This window comes from Mesorhizobium zhangyense (assembly GCF_011045115.1).
GTDB lineage: Bacteria > Pseudomonadota > Alphaproteobacteria > Rhizobiales > Rhizobiaceae > Mesorhizobium_M > Mesorhizobium_M zhangyense.
On the sequence record NZ_JAAKZG010000001.1, the window covers coordinates 345,203 to 362,885 of the forward strand.

Below are 17,683 nucleotides of genomic sequence, written 5' to 3' on the forward strand. Positions count from 1 at the left end.
AAGCCTCACAAGTATAAAAGAAACGCGCCGAAACGCGTTTCCGTCAACTTGGTCTTTCGGACGCTACGCACAATGCCCGGCCTTTCGACCGGGCTGATCCAGCACTATTCCGTCTCGGCGAGATGCTTTTCCAGCCAATGGATATCGTAGTCGCCATTGGCAATGTCGGGGTTGCCGACCAGTTCGCGAAACAGCGGCAGTGTCGTCTTGATGCCGTCGACGACGAACTCATCGAGCGCGCGGCGCAGGCGCATCATGCATTCGACGCGGTTACGGCCATGCACGATCAGCTTGCCGATCAGGCTGTCGTAATAGGGCGGGATGCGATAGCCGGAATAGACGCCGGAATCGACGCGAATGCCGAGGCCACCCGGCGTGTGGAAATGCGTGATCGTGCCGGGCGAGGGCACGAAAGTACGCGGGTCCTCCGCATTGATGCGGCATTCGATGGCGTGACCCTGGAAGCGGATGTCTTCCTGGCGCACGGAAAGCCCGCCGCCGGAGGCGACGCGGATCTGCTCATGCACGAGATCGATGCCTGTGATGGCTTCCGTAACCGGGTGCTCAACCTGAAGGCGGGTGTTCATCTCGATGAAATAGAACTCGCCATTCTCATAGAGGAACTCGATCGTGCCGGCGCCTGAATAGCCGAGATCGGCAATCGCCTTGGAGCAGACTTCGCCGATCTTCATGCGCTGTTCTTCGTTCAACGCGGGCGAAAAGGCTTCCTCCCAGACTTTCTGATGGCGGCGCTGCAGCGAGCAGTCGCGCTCTCCCAGATGGATGGCGTTGCCGGCACCGTCGCCGAAGACCTGGATTTCGATGTGGCGGGGCTTTTCGAGATATTTTTCAATGTAGACCGCGTCGTCGCCGAAGGCAGCACCGGCTTCGCTGCGCGCCGTCTGCAAGGCCTCGATCAGGTCGTCTTCGGTGCGTGCGACCTTCATGCCGCGACCGCCGCCGCCGGCAGATGCCTTGATGATAACCGGATAGCCGATGTCTGCGGCGATGCGCTTGGCCTCGCCTTCGTCGGAGACCGCACCGTCGGAGCCCGGAACGACCGGAATGCCGAGACGCTTGGCAGTGCGCTTGGCCTCGATCTTGTCGCCCATGATGCGGATATGATCGCCCGACGGACCAATGAAGGTGATGTTATGGGCGGCCAGGATGTCGGCAAACTTGGCGTTCTCGGACAGGAAGCCGTAGCCCGGATGGACAGCGTCGGCGCCGGTGATCTCGCAGGCCGCGACGATCTGGTGGATGTTCAGATAGCTGTCGCGCGAGGGCGGCGGTCCGATACAGACGCTTTCGTCGGCAAGGCGCACATGCATTGCGTCGGCGTCAGCCGTCGAGTGGACGACGACCGTCTGGATGCCGAGTTCCTTGGCAGCGCGCAGGACCCGAAGGGCGATTTCGCCGCGATTGGCGATGAGGATTTTCTGGAACATCCGGGGCCTATTCGATGACGACCAGAGGCATGCCGAACTCGACCGGCTGGGCGTCCTCGATAAGGATCGCCGTCACGGTACCGGAGCGCGGCGAGGGGATCTGATTCATCGTCTTCATGGCTTCGATGATCAGCAAGGTCTGGCCTTCCTTGACCGCCTGGCCAACCTCGATGAAGGATTTCGCGTCAGGCGACGGTGCCAGGTAGGCGGTGCCGACCATTGGCGAGGGCACGGCGTTTTTCGAAACGTCCGGTACTGCCGGAGCGGAAGCCGTCGGCTGCGGGCCGGGCGCGGTCTGCGTGAATACCGGGGCAGGGGCAGCGACGGCATGGACGGTCGGTGCCTGGCGCGAGACGCGCACCTTCAGGTCGCCGAGTTCCACTTCGATCTCGGTCAGGTTGGTGTCGTTGAGGATTCCGGCGAGATCGCGGATCATCTGTTGGTCAACACCGGGCTTCTTTATCGACATGTTCGAGCCTTTTCTTCTGGTCCGGCCGCTCAGAGGCGGGCGGCGAGCGCCTGCAGCGCCATTGTGTAGCCAAGCGGGCCGAAACCGCAGATCATCCCGACCGCCACCGGAGCGACCATGGAGACGTGCCGGAACGGCTCGCGCGCGTGAATGTTGGAGAGATGCACTTCCACGAGAGGCAGCGGCGCAGTCGCGCGAATCGCGTCGTGAATGGCAATGGAGGTATGCGTATAGGCGCCTGCGTTGAGGACCACGCCGACGGCCTTGTCTGCGGCTTCGTGGATCCAGTCGACGAGGTTGCCTTCATGGTTCGATTGTCGAAACTCGATGGCAAGGCCGAGTGCTTCGGCGCTCTTGCGGCAATCGACCTCGATGTCAGCAAGGGTCTTGCCGCCATATATGCCCGGCTCGCGCTTGCCGAGCATGTTGAGATTGGGGCCGTTCAGAACGAAAACCGTATTCAATATGCAATATCCCTTATTCCGCGCCGATCGCCGACCGGCGCGCCGCACCCTCTATAATGGGCTTAGGCCGCCGCGAAAAGAGCGCAAGTGGGTTCTTTCGCTGTCCACAGGCCGGCGTGTCTGTGCGGGTTTCCTAATTGGCGGCCGACGATGCGGTCTTGGCCGCCTTGATCTTCTCGGCCAGCACATCCTTGCCGAGCGCGCCGAACACCACCTCGTTGCCGACCACGTATGACGGGGTGCCGGTGATGGCGAGCTTGTTGGCGAGATCGTAGGTCTTGGAGAAGTTCTCCATGATGGCGGGGTTCTTCATCTCTTCGCGCAGCTTTGCCTCGTCGATGCCGAGCGCCAGCGCGATCTTGATCGCGCTGTCTTCGCCCGCACGACCCTGTCCACCGAGGAGCTGGTTGTGGAACTCTTCGAATTTTTCCGGCGCAAGCTTCAGGAATGCCTGCGAGACGACATGTGCCTTTTGTGAATCCGGGCCGAGGATCGGGAATTCCTTGAGCACGAAGCGCAGGTCCGGGTCGGTCTCCGTCAGCGCCTGCATGTCGGCCTGGGCGCGCTTGCAGTAGCCGCAATTGTAATCATAGAACTCGACGATCGTGACCTTGCCGTTCGGATTGCCTACGACGCCGTCATGGGCCGAATTGAAGATGTCTTCCTGGGCACCCTTGATGACATCGAGGCTGGCAACGCGCTGCGCCTCCTGCTGCTTGTCTTCCAGCGCCTGCTGGGCCTCCAGCAGGACTTCCGGGTTCTTGAGGAGATAATCGCGCACGATGGTCTCGATTTCAGCGCGGTCGAGATTCGCAGCATTTGGCGCAGTCGAGCTCGTAGCCTGTGCGAGTGTCTGGGCAGTCGCTGTCTCTGGCCGTCCCGCCATGAAGCCGAAAGCCAGCATCGCCAGCGCGATTGCCGTGCCGGTGGTGCCAAACAGAATTGCCTTGTTCATCTCGTTACTCGTCCTTGCCAGAGAATCTGCGCATGCCCGCTCTTTTCCGCACTCCATAGCAGGAGTTTGACGCTGAAGAGGCAAAGTAGCCGCGCGTTGTGTAAAAATTGTTGCATGCCGGTGCGCAAAGCCCAACCGGCGGTCATTCACTTTTTCGGAGTGCGGAAATTTATGATGTCCTGCGCTCGCACCCAGCCCGGGGTTCCGGGCTTGAATTTCGTCTGCGCGCGGGCCGCGAAAATCTTGGCGTCCTGATACTTGCCGCCGTAGAAATTGCCCTCCGCCGTTGCAAGTTCGGCCTCGGGGATTTCGCCCAACTGGCCGTAAGCCTGCGCCAGATAGCGATAGCCGACGGCGTTTTCGCGGTCGCGATCGAGGCCGTTGCGAATCTGGACGATCGCCTTTTTCAGCGAATCCGGCGTGCCGACGGCGATCAATGCCTGACCGTAGGAGATCGGCAGGATGCCGGACTTCACCGGGTCGAGCTGAACGGCCTTGGCGTAGGCTTCGGCAGCCTTGGCAGGTTGATTGGATTTCATCAGTATGTCGCCGCGCAGCTCCTGAAAATAAGGATTTTTCGGTTGCTGCTTGATCAGAGACTCGACCTTGGACGAGGCCGAACCGAGATTGCCGTAGAGAAAGGTGTTCAGCGTATCGCCATACTGGGCGGCAAGGCCTTTCGGATCCTTGCGGAACATGCGCGAGGTCGCGCCCTGGCCGTCGGTGAAGGCGGCGATCTTGGCGCGCATCATGTCATGGCGAAGCTGGAGCGTGGGCGAGTCCTTCTTGTCGAAATAGGGGCTTTTGCGCGCCAGTTCCTCAAGGTTTGCGATGCGATCCTGCGGCATCGGATGGCTGATCTGATAAGGATCGACGCGCGCGCCGGACAGCGAGAGCGCACTCTGGAAACGCTCGAAAGTCGTCAGCATGCCCTTGGTCGACTGGTTGGTCGCTTCGAGATAGGTGACCGCTGAGCGGTCGGCGGTGTTTTCCTCGGTGCGCTGGTAGCTGAGCAGGCCGCGCCGTGCCATCTCGCCGCCGCCCATGGCGATACCGCCACCGGCCTGGGCCAACTCACCCGACTTGGTCGCCGCACCCGCCACGATCGCGCCTGCGCCGAGGAGGCCGGCGACGATTGCCATAGTCTGGGCGCGGGCAAGCTGTTCGCGCAGCCGCTCCTGGTGGCCGCCGGCGATGTGCCCGGCTTCATGCGCGATGACGCCGATGATTTCGTTGGGAGTCTCCGATTGCATCAGCGCGCCGGTGTTGATGAACATGCGGCGGCCGGCAACAAAGGCGTTGAAGCGCTTGTCGTTGATGAGGATGATGTCGATGCCGGATTTGGAAATGCCGGCAGCCCGGAAGATCGGCCGCGCATAGTCGCGCACCAGCGCTTCGATTTCGGCGTCGCGCACGATCGGAAGATTGGCCTGCGCGAATGCGGTGACTGTCGTTGTCGTCGAAACGGCTACGGCCAATGAAGCCGCAAGGAACGAGCGCGCCGTTTTCGAAGCGAATGCCGAAAGAATATTTGCCTGCATCATGATGCCTACTGGTAAACGAGCGAAAGCTCGATGAAAAGCTCGGACACAAAATGGATGAACTTGTGATCCCCATAGCAATAGGGCATTTGTGCGGCGCAGCTTTCAAAGCGGCGACGTAAGTGGATGAAAGAATGGTTGTTTCGCTTTCCCGACGCGGCGATGTCGAGCCGTTTCACGCCATGGACGTTTTGGCCGAGGCCAATCGGCTGAAGGCGCTTGGCGTGCCGGTCATCTCCATGGCGGTCGGCCAGCCATCCGACCCCGCACCGACGCTGGTGCGCGAAGCGGCAGCGCGCGCGCTGCAGGATGGGCGCATAGGCTACACGGACGCGCTTGGCACCGCGACGTTGCGCAAGGCAATTGCTGCGCATTACGGCGAGCACTATGGCATCGACGTTCCGCCCGCGCGCATCGCGGTGACGACCGGCTCGTCGGCTGCTTTCAATCTGGCTTTCCTGGCTATGTTCGATCCTGGCGACCGCGTTGCGATCGCCGCTCCCGGCTATCCAGCCTATCGCAACATCATGAAAGCGCTCGGCCTGGACGTGGTCGAAATCGAGCTCGAGGGCGCGGCCTACCTGAATGCGGCTCATCTGGAGAGCGCGCATCGCGAAAAGCCGCTCAAGGGCGTGTTGTTTGCCAGCCCGGCCAATCCGACCGGAGCCGTGGTTCCACCGGAGGAACTTGCAGCCCTGGTGGCAATGGCGGAAAACCTCGGCATTTCAGTGATTTCCGACGAAATCTATCACCGGCTTGCCTATTCCGGGCCGGATACGACTGCGCTTGTTCACAGCAACGACGTGACCGTCATCAACTCATTCTCCAAATACTACTGCATGACCGGCTGGCGGATTGGCTGGATGGTGCTGCCGGAAAAGCTGGTGCGGCCGGTCGAGCGGATCCAGCAAAGCCTCTACATCTCCGCGCCCGAACTTTCGCAGATTGCGGCAAGCGAGGCGTTCAAGGCGACGATTGAGCTGGAAGCGGTCAAGGCGCGCTATGCCTGGAACCGAGAGCTGCTGATGCGCCGGCTGCCGGAAATCGGCTTCGCGCTGGCGGCACCTATGGATGGCGCGTTCTACGCCTTCTGCGATGTTTCGCGGTTGACCAATGACAGCATGGAATTCGCGCGGCGCATGCTGGCCGAGGCGCATGTTGCGGCCACACCCGGACGCGACTTCGATACGCTTGCAGGCCACCGCTTCATGCGCTTGTCCTATGCCGGCAGCCATGACGATATGGTCGAGGCGGTGGCGCGCATCGAGCGTTGGCTGAAATAGAGGGGCAAAGATGGCGGATCTGGAAGAGGTGCTGCCGGCGCTCGCAGCCGAGATGGCCGAGCGCAGCGACCGGGGCGAGGTGGCGACCTATATCCCGCAATTGGGCAAGATCGATCCGAAGCGATTCGGCATCGCGGTGGCGCTGACGGATGGCCGCGTCGTGACGGCCGGCGATGCCGACGAAGCATTTTCGATCCAGAGCATTTCCAAGATTTTCACGCTGACGCTGGCGCTGGGCAAGGTCGGCGATGCGCTGTGGCGACGGGTAGGGCGCGAGCCATCGGGAAACCCGTTCAACTCGATCGTCCAGCTCGAGCGGGAACTCGGCATTCCGCGCAACCCGTTCATCAATGCCGGCGCGATCGTGGTGACCGACGTGCTGCTGGCAGATCATCAGCCGCGCGAGGCGATTGGCGAAATCCTGCGTTTCATCCAATTCCTGACCGATGACGACACCATTATCATCGACCGGGATGTGGCAGCTTCCGAGCGGGCGACAGGCTTCCGCAATTTCGCGCTGGCCAACTATATGCGCTCCTTCGGCAATCTGACCCACGAGCCGGAGATGGCGCTGGGCGTCTATTTCCACCATTGCGCCATCGCCATGAGCGCCCGGCAACTGGCATTGGCCGGCCGCTTTCTCTCGCATGGCGGGCTGAACCCGGCGACGGGGCACTCGGTCGTGTCGGCCGAGCGTGCGCGCCGCATCCTGGCGCTGATGCTGACCTGCGGCCATTATGACGGCTCTGGCGACTTTGCGTTCCGCGTCGGCATTCCCGGCAAGAGCGGTGTCGGCGGCGGCATATTGGGGATCGTGCCGGGGGTCGCTTCGATGGCGGTGTGGTCGCCTGGGCTCAATGAGAACGGCAATTCAAAGCTTGGTTCCATCGCATTGGAAAAGCTGGCGAAAATCATGAACTGGTCGATCTTCGCACCCTGATCATCTGGCGCTTTCCGGCCAAGAAAAATCCCGCGTCACCTTCCGGTCACGCGGGATTTTTCATTCAGCTATCTGACGATGGCTTAGAAGAAGCTCTTGCGCTGCCACCAGCCGCCCTTCTTGGGCTTGTCGTCGGTTTCCGGCTGCGAGGATTCCACCACAGGCTCCGCCGCTTTTGCAGGAGCGGGTTTTGGTGCCGGTGCCGGAGCTGGAGCTTCCGCGACCGGCTCGGCAGCTTCGGCCGCCGGGGCAGGCTCGGCCTCCTTCTTGCGGCGTGGTGCGCGCGGCTTGGCAGGCTTCTTCCCGGTAGGGGCCGGAGCTTCCTCGACCACTTCGGCGACCGCTTCGACAGCAGCCTCTTCCGCCTTTGCCTTCTTTGGCTTTGCGGTGCGACGAGCCTTTTTCGGCTTTTCCTCGACCGGAGTTTCCTCGGCTGGAGCGGCTTCGACTGCGGCGGTTTCGCTTACCGCTTCAATGGCCGCGACTTCGACGCCTGCCTCGTCTTCGGAAGCGTCGCCGGATTCGGCAGACTGTTCGCCCTCGCCATCCTTCTCGCGGTTGCGCCTGCCGCCGCGCTTGCCGCGACGACGCTTCTTGCGATCGGCCTCTTCGGCTTCGCTGGCAGCGATTGCCGCGGTATCGGCTTCTTCGCTCTCGTCGTCGTCACCAGCGTCAGCCTGAGCCGACGCGTCGGAGACGGTCTCTCCCTCTGCCGGGGCTGCATGTTCGCGGTCGCGATCCTTGCCACCACGCCGACGCCGGCGCTTGCGGCGCTTGCGGTCGCGCTGGTCGCCTTCCTCGGCACGCTCGGTGCGCGCAGGCTGTGCCTCGGCAACTGCGATTTCCTCGACTTCTTCCTCTTCGACGATTTCGTCTTCGATCTCTTCCGGCTCGACATAGGTCGGGGCAGGGATCGCATTCGGCGAGACGAGCGGCTTTTCGGCAACCGCACCGCGCGTGATCACATGATGCTGCGCGCCGACGGTGTCGTCAGGCTCGAGCGTGATGGTGACGCCGAACTTATGCTCGAGTTCCACCAGCGTGCTGCGCTTGTGGTTCAGCACGTAGAAGGCGGTCGCAACGGGTGTGCGCACCGTGATGTGGTGGCGCGAGTCCTTGAGCAGGAACTCTTCGATCGCGCGCACGACAAGCAGCGCCACCGAAGAATCGGAACGCACATGACCCGTACCGCCGCAATGCGGGCAGGGCTTCATCGTCGATTCGAGCACGCTGGCGCGGATGCGCTGGCGCGACATCTCCATCAGGCCGAAATGCGAGATGCGTCCGACCTGGATGCGGGCACGGTCGTTCTTCAGATGGTCCTTGAGGCGCTTTTCAACCGCACGGTTGTTGCGGTTCTCCTCCATGTCGATGAAGTCGATGACGATCAGGCCGGCCAGGTCGCGCAGGCGAAGCTGGCGGGCGACTTCCTCGGCGGCTTCAAGGTTGGTCTGAAGCGCCGTGTCCTCGATCGAATGTTCCTTGGTGGAGCGCCCGGAGTTGACGTCGATGGCGACCAGCGCCTCGGTCTGGTTGATGATGATGTAGCCGCCGGACTTCAGCGTCACCTGCGGCTGCACCATGCGGTCGAGCTGGGCTTCGATGCCGTTGCGGGCAAAGATCGGCGTGGTGTCGCGATAAGGCTGGACGACCTTGGCATGGCTGGGCATCAGCATGCGCATGAAGTCCTTGGCCTCGCGGTAGCCATCCTCGCCGGCGACAAGAACCTCGTCGATATCCTTGTTGTAGAGATCGCGCACCGAGCGCTTGATCAGGCTGCCTTCCTCATAGACGAGGGCGGGCGCGGTCGACTGAAGCGTCGTGTTGCGGACGGTTTCCCACATGCGCATCAGATATTCGTAGTCGCGCTTGATCTCGGCCTTGGTGCGGCTTTCGCCTGCCGTGCGCAGGATGACGCCCATGCCCTGCGGCACTTCGAGGTCCTGGACGACTTCCTTGAGGCGCTTGCGGTCCTGCGCATTGGTGATCTTGCGCGAAATGCCGCCGCCGCGCGCCGTGTTGGGCATCAGCACGGAATAGCGACCGGCGAGCGACAGGTAGGTCGTCAGGGCCGCGCCCTTGTTGCCGCGCTCTTCCTTGACCACCTGCACCAGCAGGATCTGCCGGCGCTTGATGACTTCCTGGATCTTGTAGTGCTTGCGCATCGGCTTGCGGCGATTGCGCACTTCTTCCAGCGCGTCCTCCGCGCCGACCGATTCGACGCCATGGTCGTCGTCATGCGAGCCGGAGACTTCCTCGACGCGTCCACGGACGTTCTCGGCAGGAGCCTCGTCGCCGTCGGAATCGGCGGAAGCGGTTGCTTCATCGACCGGCTCGGAGACGACATCTCCATCAATGGCGGCTGCCATCGACGGTCCCTTGTCATTCGACGGGGTTTCGTCGTCAGACTGTTCGCTGCTGTCGCTGTCGCCACTCTCCGGCGAAGCATCTTGCTCGGAAACGGTGGTTTCGCTCTCGTCGCTTTCAAAGGCTTCGACAAAGACCGCATGCTCATCGGAATCGCTCTCGGCGTCCGAGGCTGCACCTTCGTCACCCGATTCGGAACCGGCGCGCTGTTCGTCACCGCTGCGAGGACGGTTCTTGCCGCCGCGCCGACGCTTGTTGCGGCCGCGATTGCGGTCGGAGCGGTCTTCGCCGTCTTCGTCGTCCTCATCCTCGGCGTCTTCCGCCTCGGCGCGCAACAGCGCCTGACGGTCCGCAACCGGGATCTGGTAGTAGTCGGGGTGAATTTCGCTGAAGGCGAGGAAACCGTGCCGGTTTCCTCCGTATTCGACAAAGGCCGCCTGAAGGGAAGGTTCGACGCGCGTTACGCGGGCGAGATAGATGTTTCCTTTGAGCTGCTTCTTGTCCTGGGATTCAAAGTCAAATTCTTCAATGCGGCTACCGCGTACTACGACAACCCTTGTTTCCTCCGGGTGGGAGGCGTCTATTAGCATCTTGTTGGGCATTATCTTGTTTCCTGCCGGCAGCCGCCAACCGTGTCAGCCGCAGCGAGATCCGCTGCAGACCATGCGGTGAAAAACGCATGCCGGGCATTTTAACGTCCGCTGGCCGCTGCCGAAGCGCCATAGACAAGCCGCCCGCAGCCGGAATGGCGCGGTAAGATGCGGAACTTGCCATGATTGCGCTTGAAGCCATCGTAGCCTTGCGGAACCTTTTGAACCAAAGCCCGGAAAATCCGGACCAGCTGTTTTGCTCCTATGAGCCGGCACGGAATGTCTTTCCGGCCGTTTTCCTCACCTCAAGGGTTCCAAGTCAGCGGAAGCACCCTGAAGAAATCCGTCGCGACCACCTAACGCCCTCTAATCGCCGCCGCGATTTGAGCCGTTGTTTCGTCGCTTGACCGAATATGGAAGCTGCGCAGTAACGGTTCCAGGCATTGCGATGGTCCAGTACCGCTTTTATGATTTGGCGGGGTTCAAAGCAACCCCGATTCAGATGCCGGCAAAAAGCCGTTGAGAACTTAAGGAGACAGCACAAAGACAATATCAAAAAGGCTTGGTTAACCTTATGTCGATACCAATCATTAATCAGCGCGCGGGCTTATCGCGTCTGCGCCGGATGTCTGAACGGTGATCTTGGAAGAGTGCATAGGGTGGCGGAAATGGGCCTTGCCGGGATGAGACGGAACGTCGTCCGCATCGGAAGTTCGTTCCTTTTTCTCGTTTTGGGCCTGTTTGTATTCCTGTCCTCTCCCGTATCTGCCGCGCCGCTCGAGGCGCATGACTACAAGATGGCCGGCGACGCCGTGCATATGCGCATCGTCATGAATTTCGACCAGGAGCCCGAGCCCAAGTGGTTTTTGCTGCGCGGGCCGCATCGCCTGGTGATCGATCTGCCTGAAACCAAGTTCAAGCTCGACTCGAAGGAGCTGAAGGCGCGTGGGCTGATACAGAATGTCCGCTTCGGAAAGCTGGAGGAGGGCACATCTCGCCTGATCCTCACGGCGAAAGGGCCATTCACCGTCGAAAAGCTCGACGTGCTGCAAAACGAGGATTCGGCCGGCTACAGGCTGGTCGCTGATATCACTGCAGCCTCCGATCGCCAGTTCGAGGAAGCGCTTGCCATCCAGTCGCAGACGACGGGATCGACCGAAACGACCGCCAAGGCCGACCGTATCGGCCAGGCGGCTGCCCGGACCGCCAAAAAATTCACCGTCGTGATCGATCCGGGACACGGTGGAATCGACAGCGGCGCCGAGGGGGTGAGCGGCACGCAGGAAAAATCGATCACGCTTGCGTTTGCGCTGGAACTGCGCGCCAAGCTCGCCGAAAGCGGCAAATACGATATCTATATGACTCGCGACAAGGACGAGTTCCTGCGGCTGGACGAGCGGGTGCGGATCGCACGCCAGCACGAAGCAGATATTTTTATCTCCATCCATGCCGACACGATCCGCTTGAAGGGTATTCGCGGGGCGACCGTCTATACGGTGTCGGACAAGGCTTCCGACGCCGAGTCGCAGGCGCTTGCCGATCGCGAAAACCTGTCCGACCAGCTTGCGGGCATCGAGATCAAGGATGAGAATCAGGAAGTAGCCGATATCCTGATCGAGCTTATCAAACGCGAGACGCACGGCTTCTCGATGAAATTTGCAAAGTCGCTGGTCGGCGAATTGGCGAACTCGGTCGGCCTGATCAACAATCCGCACCGGTTTGCCGGTTTTCGGGTTTTGAAGGCGCCCGACGTGCCTTCGGTGCTGGTCGAACTCGGCTATCTTTCGAACCCAAAGGACGAGGAACAGTTGCGTAATCCCGACTGGCGTGGCAAAGCGGCGGAAAGCATCTCCAATGCGGTTGCATCATTTGCAGCTGCGAAAACGGCGGCGGGCGGCTGATGCGCGATGTGATTGCGCCGGTCGTTCTGTTTTTTGGCGTTGCGTAAGCACAACAGTTTGCGGTTTAATGATGCGTAATCCGAAGGGCTTGGCCAGGCTGCCGCATTTTGCCCACATCGGCGCGACATTGCTTGGCCGCAAAGGATCGGGGTTTCTCGGGCGTCTTGCGAGGGGCGCTCTTTTGGCAGAGGAACTCCCGACCCACGGACTGGAGCGGGCATGATTCGTCTCATAGGCTATTTCTTCGGCATCGGCACAGCGTTTGCGCTCCTCATGGCGGCAGGCGTGGCGGTCTATCTTGGCCATATCACCAAGGACCTGCCGGACTACGAGGTTCTGGCGAAATACGAACCGCCGGTGACCACCCGCATCCACGCTTCGGACGGTGCGTTGATGGGCGAGTTCGCGCGTGAGCGCCGGCTGTACCTGCCGATCCAGGCGGTTCCCGATCGCGTCAAGGCTGCGTTTCTGTCGGCCGAAGACAAGAATTTCTACAACCATCCGGGCGTCGACCTGACAGGCCTTGGCCGCGCGGTCATCACCAATCTGCGCAATATGGGCTCGGGTCGCCGGCCGGTTGGCGCTTCGACGATCACGCAGCAGGTGGCGAAGAACTTCCTGCTGACCTCCAACCAGACCTACGATCGCAAGATCCGCGAGATGATTTTGGCCTTCCGCATCGAGCAGGCATACTCGAAGGATCGTATTCTCGAGCTCTACGTCAACGAGATCTTCTTCGGCCTCGGCGCCTATGGCGTCGCCGGTGCGGCACTGACCTATTTCAACAAGTCGGTCAATGAACTGACGGTGGCCGAAGCCGCCTATCTCGCCGCGCTGCCCAAGGGCCCGTCCAACTATCATCCGTTCCGCTACACCGACCGCGCGATCGAGCGCCGCAACTGGGTGATCGACCAGATGGTCGACAACGGTTACGTCTCGCGCGAAGAAGGCACCAAGGCCAAGGCCGAGCCGCTGGGTGTTACGCCCCGGCGCAACGGCAACTATGTTTTCGCCGGCGAGTATTTCACCGAGGAAGTACGCCGTGAGATCATTTCGCGCTACGGCGAGAATGCGCTCTACGAAGGCGGCCTTTCGGTTCGCACGACGCTCGATCCGAAGCTTCAGCGCCTTGCCCGCAAGGCAATGCAGCACGGGCTTCTGAAATACGACACGCTGCGCGGCTACCGTGGACCCGTCAAGAACATCTCCGTCGATGGCGACTGGGGCAAGGCTCTCAGCGAGGTCAAGGGCCTCGACGACGTGCCCGAATGGCAACTCGCCGTCGTGCTCGACAGTTCAGCTTCCGGCCTGACGGTTGGATTGCAGCCCAAGCGACAGGCCTCTGGCGATATCGTCAAGGAGCGCGAGCAGGGCACCGTTGCCAAGGACGATATGAGCTTCGCCATGCGTCACCTCGTCAATGGCCAGCGCGTCAAGGCAAATTCGCCGGCCGACGTGCTGAAGCCCGGCGATGTGGTCTTCGTTGAGCCGAAGCAAGGCGCCGAAGGCTCCTATATGCTTCGCCAGCCGCCGGAGGTTTCGGGCGGTCTTGTCGCGATGGACCCGCATACGGGCCGTGTCCTGGCAATGGTCGGCGGCTTCTCCTATTCGGAATCGGAGTTCAACCGCGCCACGCAGGCGATGCGCCAGCCCGGCTCGTCCTTCAAGCCGTTCGTCTATGCGGCAGCGCTCGACAATGGCTACACGCCTGCCTCCGTGATCATGGACGGCCCGATCACCATCAAGGTCGGAAACACCACATGGACGCCGAAGAACTATGACGGCAAGTCGGCGGGGCCGGCGACGTTGCGCTCGGGCATCGAGCGCTCGCGCAACCTGATGACGGTGCGCCTGGCCAACGACATGGGCATGAAGCTGGTGGCAGAATATGCCGAGCGCTTCGGGCTTTACGACCATCTGGCGCCTTATCTGCCGATGGCGCTCGGCTCCGGTGAAACCACCGTCATGCGCATGGTTTCGGCCTATTCGGTGATGGCCAATGGCGGACGCCAGATCAAGCCGTCGCTGATCGATCGCATTCAGGACCGCTACGGCAAGACCGTCTTCAAGCATGACGATCGCGGCTGCGAAGCCTGCGTGGCGACCGAATGGTCGGATCAGCCCGAGCCTGAACTGACTGACAATTCCGAGCAGGTGCTCGATCCGATGACCGCCTATCAGATCACCTCCATGATGGAAGGCGTGGTCATTCGCGGTACCGCCATGACGCTGGCTGAGCTTGGCCGCCCGATCGCCGGCAAGACCGGCACGACCAACGACGAAAAGGACGCCTGGTTCGTCGGTTACACGCCGAACCTCGTCATGGGCCTCTACATGGGCTTCGACAAGCCGCAGGGCCTCGGCAAGGGCTCGACCGGCGGCGGCCTTGCCGCGCCGATCTTCAAGGAATTCATGGGCGATGCCATGAAAGGCATGCCGATCGTCGACTTCAAGGTGCCGGAAGGCATGAAGCTCATCGCCATCAACCGCAAGACCGGCATGAGGGCGTCGAAGGGCGATGGCGGAACGATCGTCGAGGCGTTCAAGCCGGGAACCGGTCCTGCCGACAGCTACTGGATTATCGGTATGGGCGAGGACGGCGGCAACGGCAGCGGGGCAGCCCTTTCGCCGCGCGCCAGCCAGGCCATCACACAGGGCGGCGGCGGCCTCTACTGATCCGGCAAATTTGTGAAGGGGCCGGTCTTTTGCCGGCCCTATTCGCTTTACAGGCGCAGGCCGCCTGCCTATGTTCCGCGCCAATCCGAACGGCCAAGACTTCAAAAGGAATTAAGCCTGCCATGCGTGCAGAAACGGAAAAGCTCGTCGACGAAATCAAGCAGGCCATAAGCCTGCTGAGGAGGCATCTTTGACTGGGATCAGGCGCTAAAGCGGCTTGAATACCTGAATATGCGTTCGGAGGATGCGACCCTCTGGAACGATCCCCAGGAAGCGCAGAAGCTGATGCGCGAACGTCAAAGCCTGGATGACGGAATCAACTCGATCACCAGCCTGTCCCGCTCGCTCGAGGATAATATCGGCCTGATCGAACTCGGTGAGGAAGAGGGCGACGCCGACGTCGTGTCGGAAGCCGAAACCGCGATCCGCTCGCTTGCTGGCGAGACCAAGGCGCGCCAGATCGAGACGATGCTTTCCGGCGAGGCCGACAGCAACGACACCTATCTCGAAGTGCATGCCGGTGCCGGCGGTACCGAAAGCCAGGACTGGGCGAACATGCTTCTGCGCATGTATACGCGCTGGGCCGAGCGCCGTCGTTTCAAGGTCGAGGTGCTGGAAGTCCATGATGGCGAAGAGGCCGGCATCAAGTCGGCGACGATCCTGATCAAGGGGCACAACGCCTATGGCTGGCTGAAGACGGAATCGGGCGTGCACCGCCTTGTGCGCATCTCGCCTTACGACAGCAACGCGCGCCGCCACACTTCGTTCTCGTCAATCTGGGTCTATCCGGTCATCGACGACAACATCCAGATCGACGTCAACGAATCCGACGTGCGCATCGACACCTATCGTTCGTCGGGCGCCGGTGGCCAGCACGTCAACACGACAGACTCGGCGGTGCGCATCACGCATATCGCGACCGGCATCGCGGTTGCCTGCCAGGCCGGTCGCTCGCAGCACCAGAACAGGGCGAAAGCCTGGGAAATGCTGCGCTCGCGGCTTTATGAAGAGGAACTGAAGAAGCGTGAGGCCGCCGCCAACGCGACCGAAGCCTCCAAGACTGAAATCGGCTGGGGACATCAGATCCGTTCCTACGTCCTGCAGCCGTACCAGCTGGTGAAGGATCTTCGCACCGGCATGGAAAGCTCCAGCCCGTCCGACGTACTCGACGGCGATCTCGATGAGTTCATGGAAGCCTCGCTCTCGCATCGCATCGAGGGCGGTACGGGCCAGCCGGTGGCCGACATCGATTGATAGGAAAACAGCGTAGGCCGGACAGGCCTTCGCTGTTTTCGAGATATCTCGAAGAGCATCGGAATATTCCGAAAACCGGGTTCCACTTTTCAGGTCTGATGCCTGAGGTAACAAACCTTCAAACAAAAACCGCGCTGGCGCGTTATCGTCGATCTTCCACCAAGCAGGAGGTCGGCATGTCAGACATCATCCGGCGAAAACCGGTCATTCTCGGTCTCGGCCAGGGACGTGGCTACGACTGTGGCGCGATGAGCGCGGTTTTCAAGGTCGATCGGTCGGAAGTTGGCGACCGATATTCGGTGTCCGAATGGTGGCTGGAACCGCATTCGAAAGGACCGGGCGCGCATTCGCATGCGGAGAATGACGAGTTGTTCTTGGTCATCCAGGGGCAGCCCAGCATCCTGATCGGTGAGACCTGGTATGACTCTCCAGCTGGATCATTCGTGATGGTGCCGGCGGGCGTAACGCACGATTTCGAGAACCACACCGCAGTTCGCGCCGGATTGCTCAACGTCTTCATCCCGGGCGATTTCGAGAGCAAGATGCCGGCCATTGTCGAATGGTTTCGGAACCAGAAGCCTTAACTTCTCGTTAACCATGCGGGCGCAACATTATTGCGCAGATGTCGGTGCTCGGGCTGCCAGCAGTTTCTTGCGCCGGCGTAGGAATCGCCCCACCATGCTCATGGGCTGGTGGGCCTAAAAGCATTTATCGCCGGACGGGCATATCTGCGACTTATGATCCGGCGGCATGGGAAGACACGTTCCAGGGGCGGGGCAAGTGCAAGCTTGGTCACTCGTTCAGCAGGACTTTTGCCATGCCAATGTTCACTCAACTCTCTCATGAGAAACCACTCAACCGATCGCGCGGCTTTTTGCGCGTGTTTCGACACAGTGCCGGATTCGCGGCATTATTGTTTGTCGTCGCTGCCAACAATCCGGCTTCTGCGCACGACGCCAAATCCGGCTGGAGCTATCCGTTTGCGTGCTGTTCCGGCTACGATTGCCGTGAGGTGTCCGACAAGGCGATCAGCGAGCGCCCGGAAGGCTACGTCATCAACAACACCGGCGAGGTGGTGACCTATCACGACGCACGCGTCAAAAACTCGCCCGACGGTGAATTCCACTGGTGCTCGGTGGCCGGCGCGAACGATTCGAAGACGATCTGCCTGTTCGTGCCGTCAAGGTCCTATTGACGGATCCGAGAGCCATTGACGAAAACCGGATCGAAGGCTCAGAGAGCCAACGGCAGGTGCTAATTTAGGGAAAGAGGTAATTCCTCTTTGCCGTGATATTTGATACGCAACAGCGTCCAATTTCGGGCGGGGAATAAATCATGATTTTCAGAATTCATACGGTTGTGGCTGCCGCCGCAACCATTTGTCTTGTTTCGACATTTTCTGCGCAGGCCGAGGATCTCGTCTTCACCCTCAAGAACGGCACGAATTCGGTGCTGTCGGAATTCTACACCTCGCCCGTGGGCGTCGGGGAGTGGGAAGAGGATGTCTTTGGCAGCGATGTCCTGAGCCCCGGCGAAAGCATCAGCATCACCATCGCTGACGGAAGAAGTGTCTGCGAATACGATATGCGTTTCGAATTTACCGAGGAGTCCGACCTCGACACGACGACCGACAAAGCGGATCTGTGTGAACTTGGAGAGTATACGATCACCGAGTAACATCGCGCATCGGACCTTGCCTCATTGGCAAGGTCCGTTCGTTCAGCATTCCGCATCCTGACAGAATGACGCCAGGATGACTTGTCTAGGGCTGGGGGCATTGGCGCTGGAGAAGGGA

At 60.9% G+C, this 17,683-nt stretch carries 14 protein-coding genes; 8 read left to right on the forward strand and 6 right to left on the reverse strand.

Features of this window, described 5'->3' with window-relative positions:
* Positions 1-104: 104 nt before the first annotated feature.
* From accC to G6N74_RS01740, 5 genes are all read right to left on the reverse strand, one after another.
* Positions 105-1,448 carry an acetyl-CoA carboxylase biotin carboxylase subunit gene (gene accC / locus G6N74_RS01720; RefSeq protein ID WP_165113592.1) on the reverse strand — a complete coding sequence of 448 codons (1,344 nt, stop codon included), beginning with the start codon at positions 1,446-1,448 and terminating at the stop codon, positions 105-107.
* A 7-nt stretch (positions 1,449-1,455) separates the two neighbouring features.
* A complete protein-coding gene (gene accB, locus G6N74_RS01725; protein ID WP_165113594.1) occupies positions 1,456-1,917 on the reverse strand; it encodes an acetyl-CoA carboxylase biotin carboxyl carrier protein in 462 nt (153 codons plus the stop codon).
* Between the two features lie 29 nt (positions 1,918-1,946).
* Positions 1,947-2,381, reverse strand: coding sequence for a type II 3-dehydroquinate dehydratase (gene aroQ, locus G6N74_RS01730; protein ID WP_165113596.1), 435 nt, complete (start codon positions 2,379-2,381; stop codon positions 1,947-1,949).
* A gap of 133 nt (positions 2,382-2,514) precedes the next feature.
* Positions 2,515-3,336, reverse strand: coding sequence for a DsbA family protein (locus tag G6N74_RS01735; protein WP_165113598.1), 822 nt, complete (start codon positions 3,334-3,336; stop codon positions 2,515-2,517).
* A 146-nt stretch (positions 3,337-3,482) separates the two neighbouring features.
* Entirely contained in the window at positions 3,483-4,877 is a 1,395-nt protein-coding gene (locus G6N74_RS01740) for a M48 family metalloprotease (RefSeq protein ID WP_165114411.1), read from the reverse strand.
* A gap of 134 nt (positions 4,878-5,011) precedes the next feature.
* Between G6N74_RS01740 and G6N74_RS01745 the strand changes: the two genes are divergently transcribed.
* The gene (locus tag G6N74_RS01745; RefSeq protein ID WP_165113600.1) at positions 5,012-6,160 is read left to right on the forward strand and encodes a pyridoxal phosphate-dependent aminotransferase; all 1,149 of its coding nucleotides are present in this window, start codon (positions 5,012-5,014) and stop codon (positions 6,158-6,160) included.
* Between the two features lie 10 nt (positions 6,161-6,170).
* The gene (locus G6N74_RS01750) at positions 6,171-7,100 is read left to right on the forward strand and encodes a glutaminase (RefSeq protein ID WP_165113602.1); all 930 of its coding nucleotides are present in this window, start codon (positions 6,171-6,173) and stop codon (positions 7,098-7,100) included.
* Positions 7,101-7,183: 83 nt separating this feature from the next.
* Here the strand turns inward: G6N74_RS01750 and G6N74_RS01755 are convergent, their stop codons facing one another.
* Entirely contained in the window at positions 7,184-10,069 is a 2,886-nt protein-coding gene (locus G6N74_RS01755) for a ribonuclease E/G (RefSeq protein WP_165113604.1), read from the reverse strand.
* A 656-nt stretch (positions 10,070-10,725) separates the two neighbouring features.
* Between G6N74_RS01755 and G6N74_RS01760 the strand changes: the two genes are divergently transcribed.
* The 6 genes from G6N74_RS01760 (at position 10,726) to G6N74_RS01785 (ending at position 17,565) form a co-directional block, all read left to right on the forward strand.
* Positions 10,726-11,958, forward strand: a complete 1,233-nt coding sequence (locus G6N74_RS01760; RefSeq protein ID WP_165113607.1) for an N-acetylmuramoyl-L-alanine amidase — start codon at positions 10,726-10,728, stop codon at positions 11,956-11,958.
* A gap of 219 nt (positions 11,959-12,177) precedes the next feature.
* Positions 12,178-14,634 (forward strand): penicillin-binding protein 1A, encoded by a 2,457-nt coding sequence (locus G6N74_RS01765; RefSeq protein ID WP_165113609.1) that lies wholly within the window; start codon positions 12,178-12,180, stop codon positions 14,632-14,634.
* 122 nt (positions 14,635-14,756) lie between these two features.
* Positions 14,757-15,888, forward strand: a protein-coding gene (gene prfB, locus G6N74_RS01770) for a peptide chain release factor 2 (RefSeq protein WP_165113611.1) whose coding sequence is annotated in 2 segments (ribosomal slippage) — positions 14,757-14,822 and positions 14,824-15,888 — 1,131 coding nt in all. Because the reading frame shifts where the segments join, the coding sequence is not laid out codon by codon here.
* Positions 15,889-16,064: 176 nt separating this feature from the next.
* Positions 16,065-16,472, forward strand: coding sequence for a cupin domain-containing protein (locus G6N74_RS01775; protein WP_165113613.1), 408 nt, complete (start codon positions 16,065-16,067; stop codon positions 16,470-16,472).
* A gap of 239 nt (positions 16,473-16,711) precedes the next feature.
* Positions 16,712-17,083, forward strand: coding sequence for a hypothetical protein (locus G6N74_RS01780; protein ID WP_376767678.1), 372 nt, complete (start codon positions 16,712-16,714; stop codon positions 17,081-17,083).
* A 140-nt stretch (positions 17,084-17,223) separates the two neighbouring features.
* Positions 17,224-17,565, forward strand: a complete 342-nt coding sequence (locus tag G6N74_RS01785; RefSeq protein ID WP_165113617.1) for a hypothetical protein — start codon at positions 17,224-17,226, stop codon at positions 17,563-17,565.
* Positions 17,566-17,683: the final 118 nt, after the last annotated feature.